This is a genomic window from Bacillus sp. SN32 (assembly GCF_002837495.1).
Taxonomy (GTDB): Bacteria; Bacillota; Bacilli; order Bacillales; family Bacillaceae; genus Bacillus; species Bacillus subtilis.
The window spans coordinates 409,464-426,313 of record NZ_PJCT01000003.1 but is presented as its reverse complement, the minus strand read 5'-3'; the positions used below and the strand labels follow the sequence as shown (position 1 = coordinate 426,313).

Annotated in this window: 17 protein-coding genes and 1 riboswitch; of the genes, 10 read left to right on the top strand and 7 right to left on the bottom strand. The window is 44.2% G+C overall.

Annotated features, from left to right (window positions below; translation table 11 throughout):
• Positions 1–104 precede the first annotated feature (104 nt).
• From CW370_RS15685 to ytkD, 3 genes are all read left to right on the top strand, one after another.
• Positions 105–542, top strand: coding sequence for a Dps family protein (locus CW370_RS15685; protein WP_003229083.1), 438 nt, complete (start codon positions 105–107; stop codon positions 540–542).
• Positions 543–707: 165 nt separating this feature from the next.
• Positions 708–1,112: a phage holin family protein gene (locus CW370_RS15680; RefSeq protein WP_024573054.1), complete on the top strand. Its 405-nt coding sequence runs from the start codon at positions 708–710 to the stop codon at positions 1,110–1,112.
• A gap of 209 nt (positions 1,113–1,321) precedes the next feature.
• On the top strand, positions 1,322–1,798 hold the full coding sequence (gene ytkD, locus CW370_RS15675; RefSeq protein ID WP_003229087.1) for an RNA deprotection pyrophosphohydrolase: 477 nt from the start codon (positions 1,322–1,324) through the stop codon (positions 1,796–1,798).
• A 26-nt stretch (positions 1,799–1,824) separates the two neighbouring features.
• Here the strand turns inward: ytkD and CW370_RS15670 are convergent, their stop codons facing one another.
• The 3 genes from CW370_RS15670 to CW370_RS15660 are packed head-to-tail and all read right to left on the bottom strand — an operon-like array spanning position 1,825 to position 4,411.
• Positions 1,825–2,637, bottom strand: coding sequence for an ABC transporter permease (locus CW370_RS15670; protein WP_014477740.1), 813 nt, complete (start codon positions 2,635–2,637; stop codon positions 1,825–1,827).
• Positions 2,612–3,394, bottom strand: a complete 783-nt coding sequence (locus CW370_RS15665; RefSeq protein ID WP_003229092.1) for an ABC transporter ATP-binding protein — start codon at positions 3,392–3,394, stop codon at positions 2,612–2,614. Before CW370_RS15665 ends, CW370_RS15670 begins: the two co-directional genes overlap by 26 nt.
• 12 nt (positions 3,395–3,406) lie before the next feature.
• Positions 3,407–4,411: an ABC transporter substrate-binding protein gene (locus tag CW370_RS15660; protein ID WP_024572900.1), complete on the bottom strand. Its 1,005-nt coding sequence runs from the start codon at positions 4,409–4,411 to the stop codon at positions 3,407–3,409.
• A gap of 152 nt (positions 4,412–4,563) precedes the next feature.
• Here CW370_RS15660 and CW370_RS15655 point away from each other — a divergent pair, with 152 nt between their 5' ends.
• Together CW370_RS15655 and CW370_RS15650 are read left to right on the top strand one after the other, a co-directional pair.
• The gene (locus CW370_RS15655) at positions 4,564–5,337 is read left to right on the top strand and encodes an alpha/beta hydrolase family protein (protein ID WP_024572899.1); all 774 of its coding nucleotides are present in this window, start codon (positions 4,564–4,566) and stop codon (positions 5,335–5,337) included.
• Positions 5,338–5,388: 51 nt separating this feature from the next.
• Positions 5,389–5,631, top strand: a complete 243-nt coding sequence (locus tag CW370_RS15650; RefSeq protein WP_004398611.1) for a DUF2584 domain-containing protein — start codon at positions 5,389–5,391, stop codon at positions 5,629–5,631.
• Positions 5,632–5,669: 38 nt separating this feature from the next.
• On the opposite strand, the gene pckA is transcribed toward CW370_RS15650, so the two are convergent.
• On the bottom strand, positions 5,670–7,253 hold the full coding sequence (gene pckA, locus CW370_RS15645) for a phosphoenolpyruvate carboxykinase (ATP) (RefSeq protein ID WP_029726916.1): 1,584 nt from the start codon (positions 7,251–7,253) through the stop codon (positions 5,670–5,672).
• Between the two features lie 196 nt (positions 7,254–7,449).
• A riboswitch (SAM riboswitch) is annotated at positions 7,450–7,588 on the top strand.
• A 167-nt stretch (positions 7,589–7,755) separates the two neighbouring features.
• Here pckA and metK point away from each other — a divergent pair.
• From metK to alaP, 3 genes are all read left to right on the top strand, one after another.
• Complete coding sequence (gene metK, locus CW370_RS15640) at positions 7,756–8,958, top strand: methionine adenosyltransferase (protein ID WP_003229102.1); 1,203 nt, start codon at positions 7,756–7,758, stop codon at positions 8,956–8,958.
• Positions 8,959–9,107: 149 nt separating this feature from the next.
• Entirely contained in the window at positions 9,108–11,006 is a 1,899-nt protein-coding gene (asnB, locus tag CW370_RS15635; RefSeq protein WP_004398625.1) for an asparagine synthase (glutamine-hydrolyzing), read from the top strand.
• Positions 11,007–11,142: 136 nt separating this feature from the next.
• Positions 11,143–12,534 (top strand): alanine permease AlaP, encoded by a 1,392-nt coding sequence (gene alaP, locus CW370_RS15630; protein ID WP_024571819.1) that lies wholly within the window; start codon positions 11,143–11,145, stop codon positions 12,532–12,534.
• Positions 12,535–12,779: 245 nt separating this feature from the next.
• On the opposite strand, the gene CW370_RS15625 is transcribed toward alaP, so the two are convergent.
• On the bottom strand, positions 12,780–13,295 hold the full coding sequence (locus CW370_RS15625) for a gamma carbonic anhydrase (protein WP_004399093.1): 516 nt from the start codon (positions 13,293–13,295) through the stop codon (positions 12,780–12,782).
• Positions 13,296–13,343: 48 nt separating this feature from the next.
• Between CW370_RS15625 and ytpA the strand changes: the two genes are divergently transcribed.
• Together ytpA and tbcS are read left to right on the top strand one after the other, a co-directional pair.
• The gene (ytpA, locus tag CW370_RS15620; protein ID WP_004398545.1) at positions 13,344–14,123 is read left to right on the top strand and encodes a phospholipase YtpA; all 780 of its coding nucleotides are present in this window, start codon (positions 13,344–13,346) and stop codon (positions 14,121–14,123) included.
• A 20-nt stretch (positions 14,124–14,143) separates the two neighbouring features.
• Positions 14,144–15,247, top strand: a complete 1,104-nt coding sequence (gene tbcS / locus CW370_RS15615; RefSeq protein ID WP_101169794.1) for a tetraprenyl-beta-curcumene synthase — start codon at positions 14,144–14,146, stop codon at positions 15,245–15,247.
• Here the strand turns inward: tbcS and CW370_RS15610 are convergent.
• Both CW370_RS15610 and CW370_RS15605 read right to left on the bottom strand, forming a co-directional pair.
• Positions 15,237–15,821 (bottom strand): tRNA (mnm(5)s(2)U34)-methyltransferase, encoded by a 585-nt coding sequence (locus tag CW370_RS15610; RefSeq protein WP_014480625.1) that lies wholly within the window; start codon positions 15,819–15,821, stop codon positions 15,237–15,239. The two genes, tbcS and CW370_RS15610, sit on opposite strands and share 11 nt — an antisense overlap.
• Positions 15,818–16,786, bottom strand: a complete 969-nt coding sequence (locus tag CW370_RS15605) for a TIGR01212 family radical SAM protein (protein ID WP_024572829.1) — start codon at positions 16,784–16,786, stop codon at positions 15,818–15,820. Before CW370_RS15605 ends, CW370_RS15610 begins: the two co-directional genes overlap by 4 nt.
• Positions 16,787–16,850: the final 64 nt, after the last annotated feature.

The following is a 16,850-nucleotide window of genomic DNA, read 5'->3' as shown; positions in this document are numbered from 1 at the left end:
CAATTGTAGCATAATAGAAGAAATCATGACAGATAAGGGTAAAAAAGAGGTTTTAGCGTACGATATTAAGGGTATACATAGTCATATAACAAGGAGGAGATACCATGTCAGAACAATTGATTCAAGCAGTGAACAAACAAGTAGCCAACTGGACGGTCATGTATGTGAAACTACATAATTATCACTGGTATGTGAAAGGAAAAGATTTCTTCACTCTTCATGAAAAGTTTGAGGAGCTGTACAACGAAACAGCAACTTATATTGATGACTTAGCAGAACGTCTTTTGGCGCTGAACGGAAAACCGATTGCAACAATGAAGGAATCCTTAGAAACGGCTTCTGTCAAAGAAGCGGCTGGAAATGAAACAGCTGAACAAATGGTTCAAAGCGTATATGATGATTTCACAGTCATCGCGGAAGAGCTGAAAAACGGCATGGATTTAGCTGATGAAGTCGGTGACGAAACAACAGGGGACATGCTTCTTGCGATCCATCAAAATATTGAAAAACATAACTGGATGCTAAAAGCTTACCTAGGTTAAGTTCAAAAATAGAACGGCCGGATGTCTTAAAAAAGACGTCCGGCTTTTCTTTTTGTATCTGAAAAATAGGCGACAACCAGTCCATTTTTCTGAAAAATCCAATCCGTTCGGCTTGTTTTCCATAGAATATCGTAAGGCCGTTTCTGTGAAAGGATGTTGGGATAAATGGATAGAGACTTTGGCATCTTTTCGTTAATAGCAGTCAGCGTTTCAGCAGCGGGTTTTTTCTTTGGAGGTTTTCAGTATTCATTTCTGATTTTGCTCTCTCTTATGGCAATTGAATTTATCAGTACGACTTTGAAGGAAACGATTATTCACAAACTGTCGTTTAAGAAGATATTTGCCCGGCTTGTCAAAAAATTAGTCACGCTGGCTCTGATCTCTGTATGCCACTTTTTTGATCAGCTGCTGAATACAGAGGGATCAATTCGTGACTTGGCTATTATGTTTTATATTCTTTATGAATCTGTGCAAATTGTTGTGACAGCCAGTTCTCTTGGCATACCGGTTCCTCAGATGCTTGTCGATCTTTTAGAAACGTTAAAAAATAAATTTAAGCGCAAACCGTAACTTTTCCCTGTTCGCGGGTCATAATAAAGCCCAGAGCGTCGGTCGCACTTTTCGGCAAAAGCTATCGCAAAAAAACTGTACGAGCTAGTCTGCATGCAGAACCTGACGGCGTGCTGGGTTTCCCTTATTTTTTGATAAAAGGCTTCCGAAGAAACGTAACTGTGGTATGATGTATGGAAGATAGCTAGGAACGGATTTGAGGGATAAACATGTACGAGTTTAAAGATTATTATCAGAATACTGTTCAGCTTTCCTTTGACGATCAGCCTTTCTCGGACAGCCCGAAGCATGTCTGGGTGATTTGCCGTTTTGGCGGCAAATGGCTTTTAACAGAACATGAGGACAGAGGCTATGAGTTTCCAGGCGGGAAAGTAGAGCCGATGGAGTGCGCAGAAGAGGCTGCGCTCCGGGAAGTAAAGGAAGAGACGGGCGCGAGAGTCAAAAGCCTCAAGTATCTCGGACAGTATAAAGTTCTCGGAAAAGAAAAAGTGATTGTAAAAAATATATATTTTGCAGATATAGAAAAGCTTGAAAAGCAAGCTGATTACTTTGAAACGAAAGGCCCGGTTTTGTTTCACGAGCTTCCGGAGAACCTTTCCCGCAATAAAAAATTCAGCTTTATTATGAAGGATTCCGTACTTCCGATCAGTTTGAAAAAACTGAAAGAATCTGGATGGATTGAATAAAAAACCCGGCACATGTGCCGGGTTTTTTATGTCCTCCCCTTCGTCCATTTCTTTTCCAGCAGCTCGACGCCCTGATACATCAGAGTGGCGAAGATGGCGATGATCAGCAGGCTTAAGAAGACGAGTGTAAAATTGAAGACTTGGAATCCGTAAATAATCATATATCCTAATCCGACCTTCGAAACGAGGAATTCCCCTACAATGACGCCAACCCATGATAAACCGACGTTCACTTTTAGTGTTGAAATAATCGCGGGGGAGGATGCAGGCAGTATGACTTCTTTAAAAATAACCCACTTTTTTGCGCCGAATGTTTTCATGACTTTCGTATAGTTTTCGTCGACCTCCTGGAAGGCGGTATAGACAACGATGGTTGTGATAATGACGCTGATGATGGCTCCCATCGCAATGATGCTGATAAAACTGGGGCCGAGCGCGACAATCAGGATCGGGCCCAGGGCCACTTTCGGCATTGCATTCAAAATCACAAGGTACGGATCTAAAATTCTGGCAAGTCGGTTAGACCACCATAACAAAGCGGCGAGGCACGTGCCCATAAACGTCCCGAGCAAAAAGCCAAGCACCGTTTCAAATAAAGTGACGCCGATGTGTGACAGTAAAGAACCGTCACCAAGTTTCTCCAGCAATAATCGCCACACAGCTGATGGAGAGCTGAAGATCAGCGGATCGATCCAGCCCTGCCTGCTGGAGGTTTCCCAGCCCGAGAAAAAGAGAATAAATATGGCAAGCTGAAAGGAATGGACCTTCCACTTTTCCTTTTTCTGTTTGAATTGATACTGCTCGTGAAGCAGATCAATGGTTTCTTTGCTGTTTCTCAAGAGAATTCAGCTCCTTCCATATCGTTTGAAACAGTGTCTGGAAGGAAGGTTCCTGACGGGCGTCAAAAGGCAACATCGCGGCCAATTCCTTAGGAATGGTAAAAATCTGATGGATGGTGCCCGGCTGATTTGAAAATAAAAAGATCGTATCGCTCATCGCTATCGCTTCCCCTATATCATGAGTGACAAGCACTGCTGTTTTTTGATATTCCTTTAATGTGCGGAATACCAGGTTTTCTAAAGACAGCTTTGTCTGAAAATCAAGCGCGGAAAATGGCTCATCCAGCAAAAGCAGACTAGGGTTAGGCGCAAGTGTTCTTGCAAGCGCAGCCCGCTGGCGCATCCCGCCTGACAGCTCTTTCGGATATTTTTTCTCCACATCTATGAGGCCGAACTCCGGCAATAGACCGAGTGCAGCGGCTTTGCTTTCTTCTGTCAGCGTGTCGGCGATTTTTAAACCGAGAAGCACATTTTCCTCGATAGATTTCCAGGGAAATAAGTAATCCTGCTGAAGCATATAGCCAATATTATGTTCTTTTTGATTCGGCTCACGGCCTTCAATCAGAACTCTGCCTTCTGATGGCTCAATCAAACCGGCAATAATGGAAAGCAGTGTTGTTTTTCCGCAGCCGCTTGGGCCGAGAAATGAGATGAAATCGCCTTTTTCGGCATCGAAATGAATATCCCGCACAGCCGTTGTTTTTTCTTTAATAGAAAAATAAGTATGGGTTACATGGTCGACATGTAAGAAAGACATAGATGGCGCCTCCTATTTCTCCGAGGTGACTTTTTCAGCAATTTCTTTATTTACAAGCTGATTGTATGGAATGTGCTTCGGCAGTTCTCCCGATTGATCCATAATGGTTTGGAGAAGCTCCCATTCTTTTTCGTTAAGCAGAGGGTCTGGCGAATATGAATGCTGTTTTTTATAGCGTTCAATGGATGTTTCGATGACGTCTGGGTCGGTATCATCAAATTCATCTTTAATGGCATCTGTGATGTCCTTCGCAGAATGATTTTCAACCCACTGCTGCGCCTTATAAATGGCTTTTGTAAACTTTACGGCTGTGCTTTCATTTTTCTTCAAATAGCTTTGTTTCGCCATAAAAGTCGTATAAGGAACCTCTCCTGATTCTTCTCCGAATGAAGCCACGATATGGCCGATGCCTTTTTTCTCAAAGAGAGAAGCCTGCGGTTCAAAGAGCTGTACATACTCACCGGTTCCAGAAGCAAACGCATTGGCAATATTGGCGAAGTCTATGTTCTGGATGAGGTCTATATCCTTATGCGGGTCAATCTTATGTTTGTTCAGCACATACTCGCCGACCATTTGCGGCATGCCGCCTTTTCGCTGGCCGAGAAACGTTTTTCCTTTCAGCTGATCCCAGTCGAAGTGTTCAACATCTTCTCTCGCGACAAGAAACGTTCCGTCTGTCTGAGTCAGCTGGGCGAAATTAATGACGGGATCTTTAGCCCCTTGCGCTTCGACATAAATAGATGTTTCTGACCCGACAAGCGCGATGTCGGAGCCGTTGGAAAGAAGCGATGTCATCGTTTTGTCTCCGCCCCAGGTCGTATTCACATCGACATCAAGCCCTTCTTCCTTAAAAAAACCTTTAGACTCAGCAACATATAAAGGTGCGTAAAAAATTGAATGGGTCACTTCAGCTACTTTGACTTTGGTGAGCGTTTCTTCCTGCTTGCAAGCCGCCAGGGCGATCATGAGAAAGATACTGCCGACACAGGCGAAGCCCAGCCTTAACCATCTGTTCACATAGACAACCTCCTTATTTCGCATCATAGTTAATATCCTTTTTTGCTTTACATATCGTATGATGGGTATAAAAATGTGTGAATGCCTAACCAGGTTCTCCGGATGTAATTTTGGAGTAAGGAAAGCATATAGAAAAAAAGGAGGCGGCTGTTTTGATTATAGAGAAAAGTAGATTTCCGTCGCCAAGCCAGCATGTGCGTTTGTATACGATCTGCTACCTGTCAAATGGATTACGGGTTAAGGGGCTTCTGGCTGAGCCGGCGGAACCGGGACAATATGACGGATTTTTATATTTGCGCGGCGGGATAAAAAGCGTGGGCATGGTTCGGCCGGGCCGGATTATCCAGTTTGCATCCCAAGGGTTTGTGGTGTTTGCTCCTTTTTACAGAGGAAATCAAGGAGGAGAAGGCAATGAGGATTTTGCCGGAGAAGACAGGGAGGATGCATTTTCTGCTTTTCGCCTGCTTCAGCAGCACCCAAATGTCAAGAAGGATAGAGTCCACATCTTCGGCTTTTCCCGCGGCGGAATTATGGGAATGCTTACTGCTATCGAAATGGGCAGGCAGGCAGCTTCATTTGTTTCCTGGGGAGGCGTCAGTGATATGATTCTTACATACGAGGAGCGGCAGGATTTGCGGCGAATGATGAAAAGAGTCATCGGCGGAACACCGAAAAAGGTGCCTGAGGAATATCAATGGAGGACACCGTTTGACCAAGTAAACAAAATTCAGGCTCCCGTGCTGTTAATCCATGGAGAAAAAGACCAAAATGTTTCGATTCAGCATTCCTATTTATTTGAAGAGAAGCTAAAACAACTGCATAAGCCGGTGGAGACATGGTACTACAGTACATTCACACATTATTTCCCGCCAAAAGAAAACCGGCGTATCGTACGGCAGCTCACACAATGGATGAAAAACCGCTGACAGTGAAATATGTTATGATAAAGAAAAAAGAGAACGAAAGGGGATTTCACTTTGGGAATGCCTGTTGAATTTAATACACTGATTGTGACAAAAGGAAAAGAAGTTCGCATAGATGAGAATATATTCACGTTAGAGAAGGACGGATACCGAGTATATCCGATGGAGATTCCAATGGATGTACGCAAAACAAAGTTTGGCGAAAAGTCAGGCACAGCTGAAGTGCAGAAGCTTCAATGGGAAGAAGGCCGGACCATCATTACATACAAGCTGACTTCTTTGCATTCCGTCAATTAAAACAAGCCAAGAGCATAATTGCTCTTGGCTTTTGTTTTTTATACGAGAGGGCCGCCTGCCTGGGCGATGGCATCGGTATGTGCGAACTTTTTAAAGTTCTCTTTGAATTCATTTGCAAGGTAGACTGCTTTTTCTTTGTATTCTTCCTTGTTGGTCCATGTGTTTTCAGGTTGAAGGATATGATCAGGAACGCCAGGAACATGAGCCGGAATGTGCAGGCCGAAAATATCGTCAGTTATCATTTCTGCATCCTCTAATTTACCTTCAATCGCTGCTTTGACCATCGCTCTAGTGTAAGAAAGCTTCATTCGTTCGCCTGTGCCGTAGCCGCCCCCGGTCCAGCCGGTATTGACTAAGAAAACGTCTGCGCCGTGTTCATCGATCTTTTTGCCGAGCATTTCAGCATAGACGTGAGCAGGAAGCGGCAGGAACGGTGAGCCGAAGCATGTAGAGAACGTTGTTTCAGGAGACGTTACACCACGTTCGGTTCCGGCAAGCTTACTCGTGTAACCGCTCAAGAAATGGTACATCGCCTGCTCCTTCGTCAGTTTGCTGATCGGCGGCAGGACTCCGAAGGCATCAGCCGTCAAAAATACAATTGCTGACGGATGGCCAGCCATGCTTGGAGTCACGATGTTGTCAATCATATGAATCGGGTAAGCTGCCCGCGTGTTTTCAGTATAAAAGGAATCATCATAATTGGCTTCGCGTGTATCTTCATCAACAACGACATTTTCGAGAACAGACCCGAAGCGGATCGCGTTAAAGATTTGCGGCTCCTTTTCCTCGCTTAAATGAATGCACTTAGCGTAGCACCCGCCTTCAATATTAAAGACGCCTGTATCAGACCAGCCATGTTCATCGTCACCGATCAGCTTGCGGTCAGCATCTGCCGACAGGGTGGTCTTGCCTGTTCCTGACAGTCCGAAGAAAAGGGCGACATCGCCTTTTTCACCAACATTGGCGGAGCAGTGCATAGATAAAATATCTCTTTCAGGCAGCAGGAAATTCATAATGGAGAAAATGGACTTCTTCATTTCACCGGCATACTCAGTTCCGCCGATTAAAATTGTCCGCTTTTCGAAAGAGACAATAATGAACGTTTCGGAATGAGTGCCGTCTGTTTTTGGATCCGCTTTGAAGTGCGGAGCAGAAAGAATGGTGAACGGCTGCTCAACTGTTTTCTTATCATTTCCTTCCGGACGGATAAACAGCTGCCGCGCAAATAAATTGTGCCATGCGAACTCATTTACGACAGTGATCGGCAGCCTGTATTTCTCGTCTGCTCCGGCAAATCCTTCGAAAACAAACAGTTCATCTCGCTCCTTTAAATAGCTGACAACTTTCGTATACAGCCGCTCAAACGCTTCTTCTGAAATGGGCTGATTCACCAAGCCCCAATCGATCTTATTTTTCGTGCTTTCTTCCTCCACGATGAATTTATCTTTAGGTGAGCGTCCTGTGTAAGCGCCTGTTGTCGCGCGCACAGCACCTGTGGATGTTAAAATGCCTTCGTTTCGGGAAAGTACTTTTTCTGTTAGCTGTGCTGCTGATAAATTATGACGCACATTTGGACATGTTAATAAGGCTTGTAAATCAGCGGTCAAATCAACTGAGTTCATATGAAACCTTCCTTTATCGTTTTTTGTGTTTTGCTAATTGTGAATTAGTATAACATATATTTTCAAATAGTCTATACTATTTATTATTTTTTGTGTGTGCATTTCCATTGTTTTCCCTCAATATAGGTGCCTATTTCTTCTGAATCATATTGACATTGCAAACCCTTTTACGATAAGATATTTCATTGAGCGGATACTCTTATCCCGAGCTGGCGGAGGGACAGGCCCTATGAAGCCCAGCAACCGGTTTCTCTGTTATTTATTATGTTCAACTGAGTGAGACAACCAAGGTGCTAACCTGTTGCAAGGTTGTATGATTCCTTGAGCGATAAGAGTGAAAGGCACAAAGACCAAACCCTTTCCTCGATGGAAAAGGTTTTTTTATTTCATAAATATGCCAATTAACATTCTCTAATATAACTGTACATTGTATAAGAGGGAGCGAGTTCCGTATCATATATACAAGGTCTTTCGGGAGGCCTTGTGCAGGAGGAAGCAAATCATGAGTAAAAATCGTCGTTTATTTACATCAGAATCTGTTACGGAGGGGCATCCGGATAAAATCTGTGACCAGATTTCTGACAGTATTTTAGATGAAATTTTAAAGAAAGACCCTAACGCGCGTGTTGCTTGTGAAACATCTGTGACAACAGGTTTGGTTCTTGTAAGCGGAGAGATCACAACTTCTACGTATGTTGACATTCCGAAAACGGTTCGCCAAACCATTAAAGAAATCGGATACACACGTGCAAAATACGGATTTGATGCGGAAACTTGTGCGGTTTTAACATCAATTGATGAGCAGTCTGCTGATATCGCGATGGGCGTAGACCAAGCGCTTGAAGCCCGTGAAGGCACAATGAGCGACGAAGAAATTGAAGCGATTGGTGCGGGTGACCAAGGATTAATGTTCGGTTATGCGTGCAACGAAACGAAAGAGCTTATGCCTCTTCCAATTTCACTTGCCCATAAATTAGCCCGCCGCCTAAGTGAAGTCCGTAAAGAAGATATTCTTCCGTACCTTCGCCCTGACGGCAAAACACAGGTAACGGTTGAGTACGATGAAAATAACAAACCAGTCCGCATTGACGCGATTGTTATTTCAACTCAGCATCACCCTGAAATTACACTTGAGCAAATTCAGCGCAACATTAAAGAACATGTAATCAATCCGGTTGTTCCTGAAGAGCTGATTGATGAAGAAACAAAATATTTCATCAACCCTACAGGACGTTTCGTAATCGGAGGCCCTCAAGGGGATGCGGGACTTACAGGACGCAAAATCATCGTTGATACGTACGGCGGCTATGCACGCCACGGCGGAGGCGCGTTCTCAGGTAAGGACGCGACGAAGGTAGACCGTTCTGCAGCTTATGCGGCAAGATACGTTGCGAAAAACATCGTTGCGGCTGAGCTTGCTGATTCTTGCGAAGTACAGCTTGCTTACGCGATCGGTGTTGCACAGCCTGTGTCAATCTCAATCAACACATTCGGTTCCGGAAAAGCTTCTGAGGAAAAACTGATTGAAGTTGTTCGCAATAACTTTGATTTACGACCTGCCGGCATTATCAAAATGCTTGATTTGCGCCGTCCGATCTACAAACAAACTGCTGCGTACGGCCACTTTGGACGTCACGATGTTGACCTTCCTTGGGAGCGTACAGACAAAGCGGAGCAGCTGCGTAAAGAAGCGTTAGGAGAATAATTTTATAGCCGCTTACTGGTTAAGCGGCTTTCCCTTTTTTATCGTTGTATTCATGTTTATTTTTTTACATAACTGTGAAACCAAATACTATTCACAGCGTCTATAAATAGGGGTTCAATGATGACAATTTTAATTATGGAGGCAATACTATGTGTGGATTTGTCGGGGTTTTTAACAAGCATCCGTTAGCTCAAACCGCTGATCAAGAAGAACTAATCAAACAAATGAACCAAATGATCGTTCACCGCGGTCCTGACAGTGATGGATATTTCCATGATGAGCACGTCGGCTTCGGATTCAGACGGCTCAGCATTATTGATGTAGAAAATGGCGGACAGCCTTTATCATATGAAGATGAAACATATTGGATTATCTTTAACGGAGAAATCTATAACTATATTGAACTGAGAGAAGAACTTGAAGCAAAGGGGTACACATTCAACACGGATTCGGACACAGAGGTTCTTCTTGCGACTTACCGTCACTATAAAGAAGAAGCGGCGTCCAAACTGCGCGGTATGTTTGCCTTTCTGATTTGGAATAAAAACGATCATGTGCTTTATGGAGCAAGAGATCCATTCGGCATTAAACCGTTGTACTATACAACAATCAATGATCAGGTTTATTTTGCCTCAGAGAGAAAAAGTTTAATGGTTGCTCAGAATGATATTGAAATAGATAAAGAGGCATTACAGCAGTACATGTCTTTCCAATTTGTTCCTGAACCAAGCACGCTTGATGCCCATGTGAAAAAAGTAGAGCCGGGTTCACAGTTCACAATCCGCCCGGACGGCGATATCACATTCAAAACGTATTTCAAAGCGAACTTCAAGCCGGTTCAGACTGAAGAAGACAAGCTTGTGAAAGAAGTCCGAGACGCGATCTATGACTCTGTAAACGTTCATATGAGAAGTGACGTTCCTGTCGGTTCATTCCTGTCTGGCGGGATTGATTCTTCCTTTATTGTGTCTGTTGCGAAGGAATTTCATCCAAGCTTAAAAACATTCTCTGTCGGCTTTGAACAGCAGGGCTTCAGTGAGGTTGATGTAGCGAAAGAAACGGCAGCGGCGCTGGGCATTGAAAATATCAGCAAAGTCATTTCGCCTGAGGAATACATGAATGAGCTTCCGAAGATCGTATGGCATTTTGATGACCCGCTTGCTGATCCGGCAGCGATTCCGTTGTACTTTGTTGCAAAAGAAGCGAAAAAACATGTAACGGTTGCTTTATCAGGTGAAGGAGCGGATGAGCTCTTCGGTGGATATAACATTTACCGTGAGCCGCTTTCGCTTAAACCGTTTGAACGCATTCCGTCCGGCCTGAAAAAGATGCTTCTGCACGTTGCTGCCGTTATGCCTGAAGGTATGAGAGGAAAGAGCCTGCTTGAGCGCGGCTGTACTCCGCTTCAGGATCGTTATATCGGTAACGCGAAAATCTTTGAAGAGTCTGTCAAAAAGCAGCTGTTGAAGCATTATAATCCGAACCTTTCATATCGCGATGTGACGAAGACTTACTTTACAGAAAGCAGCTCGTACAGCGATATCAACAAAATGCAGTATGTCGATATCCACACTTGGATGCGCGGCGACATTTTGTTAAAGGCGGATAAAATGACGATGGCGAATTCTTTGGAACTGCGTGTGCCGTTCTTGGATAAAGTCGTATTCGACGTCGCTTCAAAAATTCCTGATGAGCTGAAAACGAAGAACGGCACGACGAAGTATCTTCTTCGCAAAGCCGCTGAAGGAATTGTGCCTGAGCACGTATTAAACCGCAAAAAGCTTGGTTTCCCTGTACCGATCCGTCATTGGCTGAAAAATGAAATGAACGAATGGGTGCGGAATATTATTCAGGAAAGCCAAACGGATGCTTATATCCATAAGGATTATGTCCTTCAGCTTCTTGAAGACCATTGTGCGGACAAGGCTGATAACAGCCGTAAAATCTGGACTGTACTGATCTTTATGATCTGGCACAGCATCAATATTGAAAAACGGTATATGCCTGAAGAGCTGAGCCATCAGCCTAAAGAAGTCATCTTTGTGTAACAGACAACAAGGCTTTCGAGTAGTCGAAAGCCTTGTTGTTATCCTTTTATTTCTCCATCATCATTGGTTTACCCAATTCATACGAAATATTCAGAAAAATGATTTAATGATATTTTTTTCTAGGGGAGAAGAAAGCATGCAAAAACAAAAACAAGAGCTGCACCGCGGACTCGAAGAAAGGCATATTTCTTTAATGTCTTTAGGAGCTGCTATAGGAGTAGGGTTGTTCCTCGGCTCCGCATCAGCTATTCAATTAGCAGGGCCTGGTATTTTGGTAGCGTATGCCGCAAGCGGCCTGGTCATGTTTTTTATTATGAGAGCGCTTGGGGAAATGGCCATTCAAAAACCGGTCGCAGGCTCCTTCAGCAGGTATGCGCGTGACTATTTGGGACCGCTTGCAGGCTATTTAACAGGGTGGAACTACTGGTTTTTATGGGTTGTCACCTGTATGGCCGAAATTACTGCTGTTGGCATCTATATGGGGTTCTGGTTTCCTGACGTGCCAAACTGGATTTGGGCATTATCGGCGCTGGTCATTATGACGGGTGTTAATTTCCTGGCTGTCAAAGCTTACGGTGAGCTGGAATTTTGGTTCGCATTGATTAAAATTGTTGCGATCTTATCCATGATTGCTGTCGGTTTATTGATGATTATTGCAGGAGTCGGCAATGGGGGCATTGCAACTGGAATCAGCAATTTATGGAACAACGGTGGATTTTTCCCTCATGGAATAAAAGGGGTTTTATTGTCACTTCAAATGGTGATGTTCGCCTATTTAGGGATTGAAATGATCGGGGTGACGGCTGGCGAGGTGAAAAACCCGCAAAAATCGTTAGCCAAAGCAATTGATACAGTATTTTGGCGGATTTTGATTTTTTATGTAGGCGCTTTATTTGTCATTATGTCTATTTATCCGTGGCAGGAAATTGGCTCTCAAGGAAGTCCATTTGTTCTCACATTTCAAAAAGTGGGCATTCCATCAGCCGCAGGTATCATTAACTTTGTCGTGTTGACTGCCGCGCTGTCTTCATGCAACAGTGGTATTTTCAGCACAGGGCGGATGCTGTTTAACTTGGCAGAACAGAAAGAGGCGCCACAAGCATATGGTCAGCTGACGAAAGGCGGCATCCCGGGTAAAGCTGTTCTGGCTTCAGCGGGGGCTTTATTAGTCGGAGTGCTGTTAAACTATGTTGTCCCTGCGAAGGTATTTACTTGGGTTACAAGTATTGCGACGTTCGGAGCGATTTGGACGTGGGCAATCATTTTGCTTTCTCAAATCAAATACAGGAAAAGTTTGAAGCCTGAAGAAAAGAAACAATTAAAGTACAAAATGCCTTTATTTCCGTTTACGTCTTATGTGTCATTGGCATTTCTAGCATTCGTGGTCATTCTTATGGCTTACAGCCCTGATACAAGAGTAGCCGTGATTATCGGGCCGATATGGTTTCTCATCTTGCTGGCTGTGTACTATGGAAAAGGGTTTCACAAAAAAAATGCAGCAGCTGCCAGCGAACGAAATATCAGCTGACAAAAAGAGCTCCCAGTGGGCTCTTTTTGTGTGTGCTCATAGAAAATAGAGAACAGGAAAGAATAGGTATGTGTTTTTGCAGAGGCTGTTTATAGTTTTGTGATAAGATAAAAGTCATACGTTTCATGCTATATGTGAACGTTTTATGGAAAAATCGAAACCCGAACTGTTATGACGTCCGGGTTAACGATGGTTATTGCTTTCAAATATAATTTGAAAAATGGTAAAGTAAGACGAAGCAGGTCTTATGTTTGTTGAAGAAATTTATAATATTGGCCCTTTTCTACATATTCTGACCGTATTCTTTGCATATCTTTTCGGTCTTCTTCCGTCAAAGGGCGGATGACTTTTGCAGGGCGGCCAAAGGCGAGATGGCCAGGCGGAATGATTTTTCCGGGCGGGACAAGACTGCCGGCACCAATAAAAGCGCCTTCGCCAATTTCGGCTCCGTCTAAAATGATTGAGCCCATGCCGATTAAGGCGTTCTTGCGGATAACAGCGCTATGAAGTGTAACCTGATGGCCTATCGTGGCGTCATCTTCAATGAGTAGCGTCTTGTTCGGGCTTTGATGAAGGCAGCTTAAATCCTGGATATTGACTCTGTTTCCGATTCTGGTCGGTGCAACATCTCCCCTTATGACAACAGAAAACCAAATGCTGGACTGTTCTCCGATAACGACATCACCGGTAATTGTTGCATTATCAGCTATAAAGGCTGTTGGGTGGATATCTGGCTTGTGTTCCTTATAAGGGTAGATCATAAGATTCATCCTTCTTTCTCTATTTAAATTTCGTATGAGGTGAAGAGCATGTGGACCTGGAAAGCAGACAGACCTGTTGCAGTGATTGTAATCATTCACGGGGCAAGTGAATATCACGGACGATATAAATGGCTGATTGAAATGTGGCGGTCTTCGGGTTATCACGTTGTCATGGGCGATTTGCCTGGACAGGGAACAACGACAAGAGCGAGAGGGCATATTCGCTCGTTTCAAGAATACATTGATGAAGTAGATGCTTGGATAGATAAAGCGCGAACCTTTGATCTGCCGGTTTTTCTGCTAGGTCACAGCATGGGCGGTCTGGTCGCGATTGAATGGGTTAAACAGCAAAGAAATCCCCGGATTACGGGAATTATTTTATCATCACCGTGTCTCGGACTGCAAATTAAAGTCAATAAAGCGCTTGATCTTGCATCAAAAGGCCTGAATGTCATCGCTCCGTCACTTAAGGTTGATTCGGGATTATCAATTGATATGGCGACGCGCAATGAGGACGTCATCGAGGCTGACCAAAATGATTCGTTATACGTCAGGAAAGTTTCTGTCAGATGGTACAGAGAGCTTTTAAAGACAATTGAATCGGCAATGGTGCCGACAGAGGCATTTTTGAAAGTTCCGCTTCTTGTGATGCAAGCCGGTGATGACAAGCTTGTTGACAAAACGATGGTCATCAAGTGGTTTAATGGTGTTGCTTCTCATAATAAAGCATACAGAGAGTGGGAAGGGCTTTACCATGAGATCTTCAATGAACCCGAGAGAGAAGATGTCTTTAAAGCAGCAAGAGCGTTTACTGATCAATATATTTGAACTAGTAGGGGGTGCATGTGTTGACAGTACCGGAACATCCTTTTGGATTGATGGCAAAGGTATATCGAGATATTTTTCCGCTCGTTCATCAAGAGCTGGACATATGGAAGCAAAAATCAGAATCGATTCATAACAGTGAATTGAAAGCACAGGCAACCGCAAGTATTCGAGACAAAACGTTTCACTGTGAAGGCGGCGGCATACTGGCCTTATTGTCAGGCAGCCAAAAGCAGAAATGTGTCGAGTTTATCATCGCGTATCAAACGATTAGTGATTATTTGGACAATCTATGTGACCGCAGCACCTCGCTGGACCCGCAGGATTTTCGGATGCTCCATGCCTCAATGCAGGACGCACTGACAGTGGGAGCGGAACTGCAAAATTATTATCAATTCAGGGAAGAACAGGATGACAGCGGATATCTGCACGAACTGGTCAAAACGTGCCAGCGTGTCCTTGGTTCCATTGAGCACTATGACTTGATTAAACCTTATCTGCTTGAACTGTGCGGCTATTATTGCGATTTGCAGGTGCATAAGCACGTTATTGAGCATGAGCGTGTTCCGCGGCTTGAAAAGTGGTTTACTCAATATGAATCAGAGCTGCCTGAGATGGAATGGTATGAATTTTCAGCCTGTGCAGGCTCAACGTTAGGCATTTTCTGTCTGGTTGCGTATTCGTTCCAGCCTGATTTCACAGAAAGCACCGCTAAAAAAATCCGCGACAGTTATTTTCCTTACATACAGGGTCTTCATATTCTTCTTGATTATTTGATTGATCAAGAGGAGGACTTGCTGGAAGGAGACTTGAATTTCTGCTCGTATTATCAGTCTCATGAAGAGATGATGAATCGGCTTGAACACTTTATCCATAAAGCCGACGAGCATCTACAAGGCATTCCGCATGAAAACTTCCATCGTTTAATCAATCGCGGCTTGCTTGGTGTTTATTTGTCAGATGATAAAGTGGCAGGCCAAAAGGAAATGGGCCGGCTCGCAAAGAAGCTGATCAAAGCCAGCGGAAAAACCTCCCTTTTCTTTTATATCAACGGCAGAGCCTACCGGAAATTTCAAAAAATGTCCTGGATGAAAAACTCAAAGAAAAAAGCTCAAATCATTTGCTGATCTGAGCTTTTTTTTCGATGGCGACAATAAATGGCGGGTCATTTTGCTGATTGATAAATCCATATGTTAATACACGGGCTGATTGCTGGTCCAAGTCCCGGCAAAACTCAAGCACGTCGTTTTTTTCAGCTTTGCCTTCCGGGTGGCCATGATAGACGACGAGAACAATCAGACCTTCGTCTTTCATGATGCTGAGAAGCTGTTCAATTGCTTTGATCGTGGAACTTCCGTTTGTCGTAATTGATTTGTCCCCGCCCGGCAAATAGCCGAGGTTAAATACCGCGGCCGCCACTTTGCCATGTGTTTCAGGCGGAAGAGATTCAGCGATTTTATCATGGCTTTTGTGAAATAACGTTGTTCGCGCTTGATACATGTCACCGAGCCGTTCCTTTGTATTGGCCACGGCTGATTCTTGGATGTCGAATGCGTACACATGACCGTTTTCACCAACAAGCTCCGCTAAAAACTGTGTATCATGTCCGTTACCCATTGTCGCATCTACGACAATATCTCCTTCTCCCGCGGCCATTTTCAGCAGTTCTTTGCTATAAGGAAGAATTTTCTTCAAAATCATAGCGCTGATTCCTCCTCAAGGCGCTGAAAGAACTTTCCTTGATAGCTGCCTCGATTTTCTAGCTCTTTATTAATGGCGCCAAGCACTTCCCATTTGTTGACGCTCCACATTGGCCCGATCATCAACTCAATCGGTCCGTCACCTGTAATGCGGTGGACGATCATTTCAGGCGGAATGATCTCAAGCTGATCGCACACGAGCTGCACATAATCATCTTGAGAAAGAAATTCCAGCTTGCCCTTTTCATATTGCTTGACCATCGGCGTGCCTTTCAGTAGGTGAAGCAGATGAATTTTAATGCCCTGGACGTCCAAATCTGCGACGGCCTTTGCCGTTTCCATCATCATGTCCCGGTCTTCCAAAGGCAGCCCGTTGATAATATGCGAGCAGACACGTATGCCGTGTTTTCTTAATTTATTGACGCCTTCCACATAGCAGTTAAAATCATGTGCGCGGTTGATCAGAAGTGCAGTCCGTTCATGAACTGTTTGAAGCCCAAGCTCCACCCACAAATACGTACGTTCATTCAGCTCTGCCAAGTAATCAACGACATCATCAGGCAGACAGTCCGGGCGTGTGGCGATCGAAATGCCGACCACATCATCTAAGGCGAGGACGGATTCGAATTTCTCACGAAGCACCTCAACCGGGGCGTGAGTGTTTGTGAAAGCCTGAAAATAAGCGATGTACTTGCCGTCCTTCCATTTTTCGTGCATGCGGTTTTTGATGTCATGGAATTGCGTAATTAAATCATCGGCCCGGTTCCCGGCAAAATCGCCGGAGCCTGCTGCGCTGCAAAAAGTACAGCCTCCGTGGGCTACGGTGCCGTCCCGATTCGGACAGTCAAAACCGCCGTCTAGCGCTACTTTAAACACCTTATGGCCGAAATGTTCTCTGAGATGATAATTCAATGTATGATAGCGTTTTTCCGTATTTGAATAAGGAAAAGGATTGTTCTGCATCACAATTCATGTACCTCCTTGCGTACGATTGCATCCTAAAATTGTAGCACGCATTTCACAAGAGAAC

Excerpts from the sequence above, each read along its gene's own strand:
- pckA (WP_029726916.1), bottom strand. The coding sequence starts at position 7,253 with ATGAACTCAGTTGATTTGACCGCTGATTTACAAGCCTTATTAACATGT.
- CW370_RS15680 (WP_024573054.1), top strand. The coding sequence starts at position 708 with ATGGATAGAGACTTTGGCATCTTTTCGTTAATAGCAGTCAGCGTTTCA.
- CW370_RS15665 (WP_003229092.1), bottom strand. The coding sequence starts at position 3,394 with ATGTCTTTCTTACATGTCGACCATGTAACCCATACTTATTTTTCTATT.
- asnB (WP_004398625.1), top strand. The coding sequence starts at position 9,108 with ATGTGTGGATTTGTCGGGGTTTTTAACAAGCATCCGTTAGCTCAAACC.
- ytpA (WP_004398545.1), top strand. The coding sequence starts at position 13,344 with ATGTGGACCTGGAAAGCAGACAGACCTGTTGCAGTGATTGTAATCATT.
- CW370_RS15625 (WP_004399093.1), bottom strand. The coding sequence starts at position 13,295 with ATGATCTACCCTTATAAGGAACACAAGCCAGATATCCACCCAACAGCC.
- CW370_RS15610 (WP_014480625.1), bottom strand. The coding sequence starts at position 15,821 with ATGATTTTGAAGAAAATTCTTCCTTATAGCAAAGAACTGCTGAAAATG.
- CW370_RS15685 (WP_003229083.1), top strand. The coding sequence starts at position 105 with ATGTCAGAACAATTGATTCAAGCAGTGAACAAACAAGTAGCCAACTGG.
- ytkD (WP_003229087.1), top strand. The coding sequence starts at position 1,322 with ATGTACGAGTTTAAAGATTATTATCAGAATACTGTTCAGCTTTCCTTT.
- metK (WP_003229102.1), top strand. The coding sequence starts at position 7,756 with ATGAGTAAAAATCGTCGTTTATTTACATCAGAATCTGTTACGGAGGGG.
- alaP (WP_024571819.1), top strand. The coding sequence starts at position 11,143 with ATGCAAAAACAAAAACAAGAGCTGCACCGCGGACTCGAAGAAAGGCAT.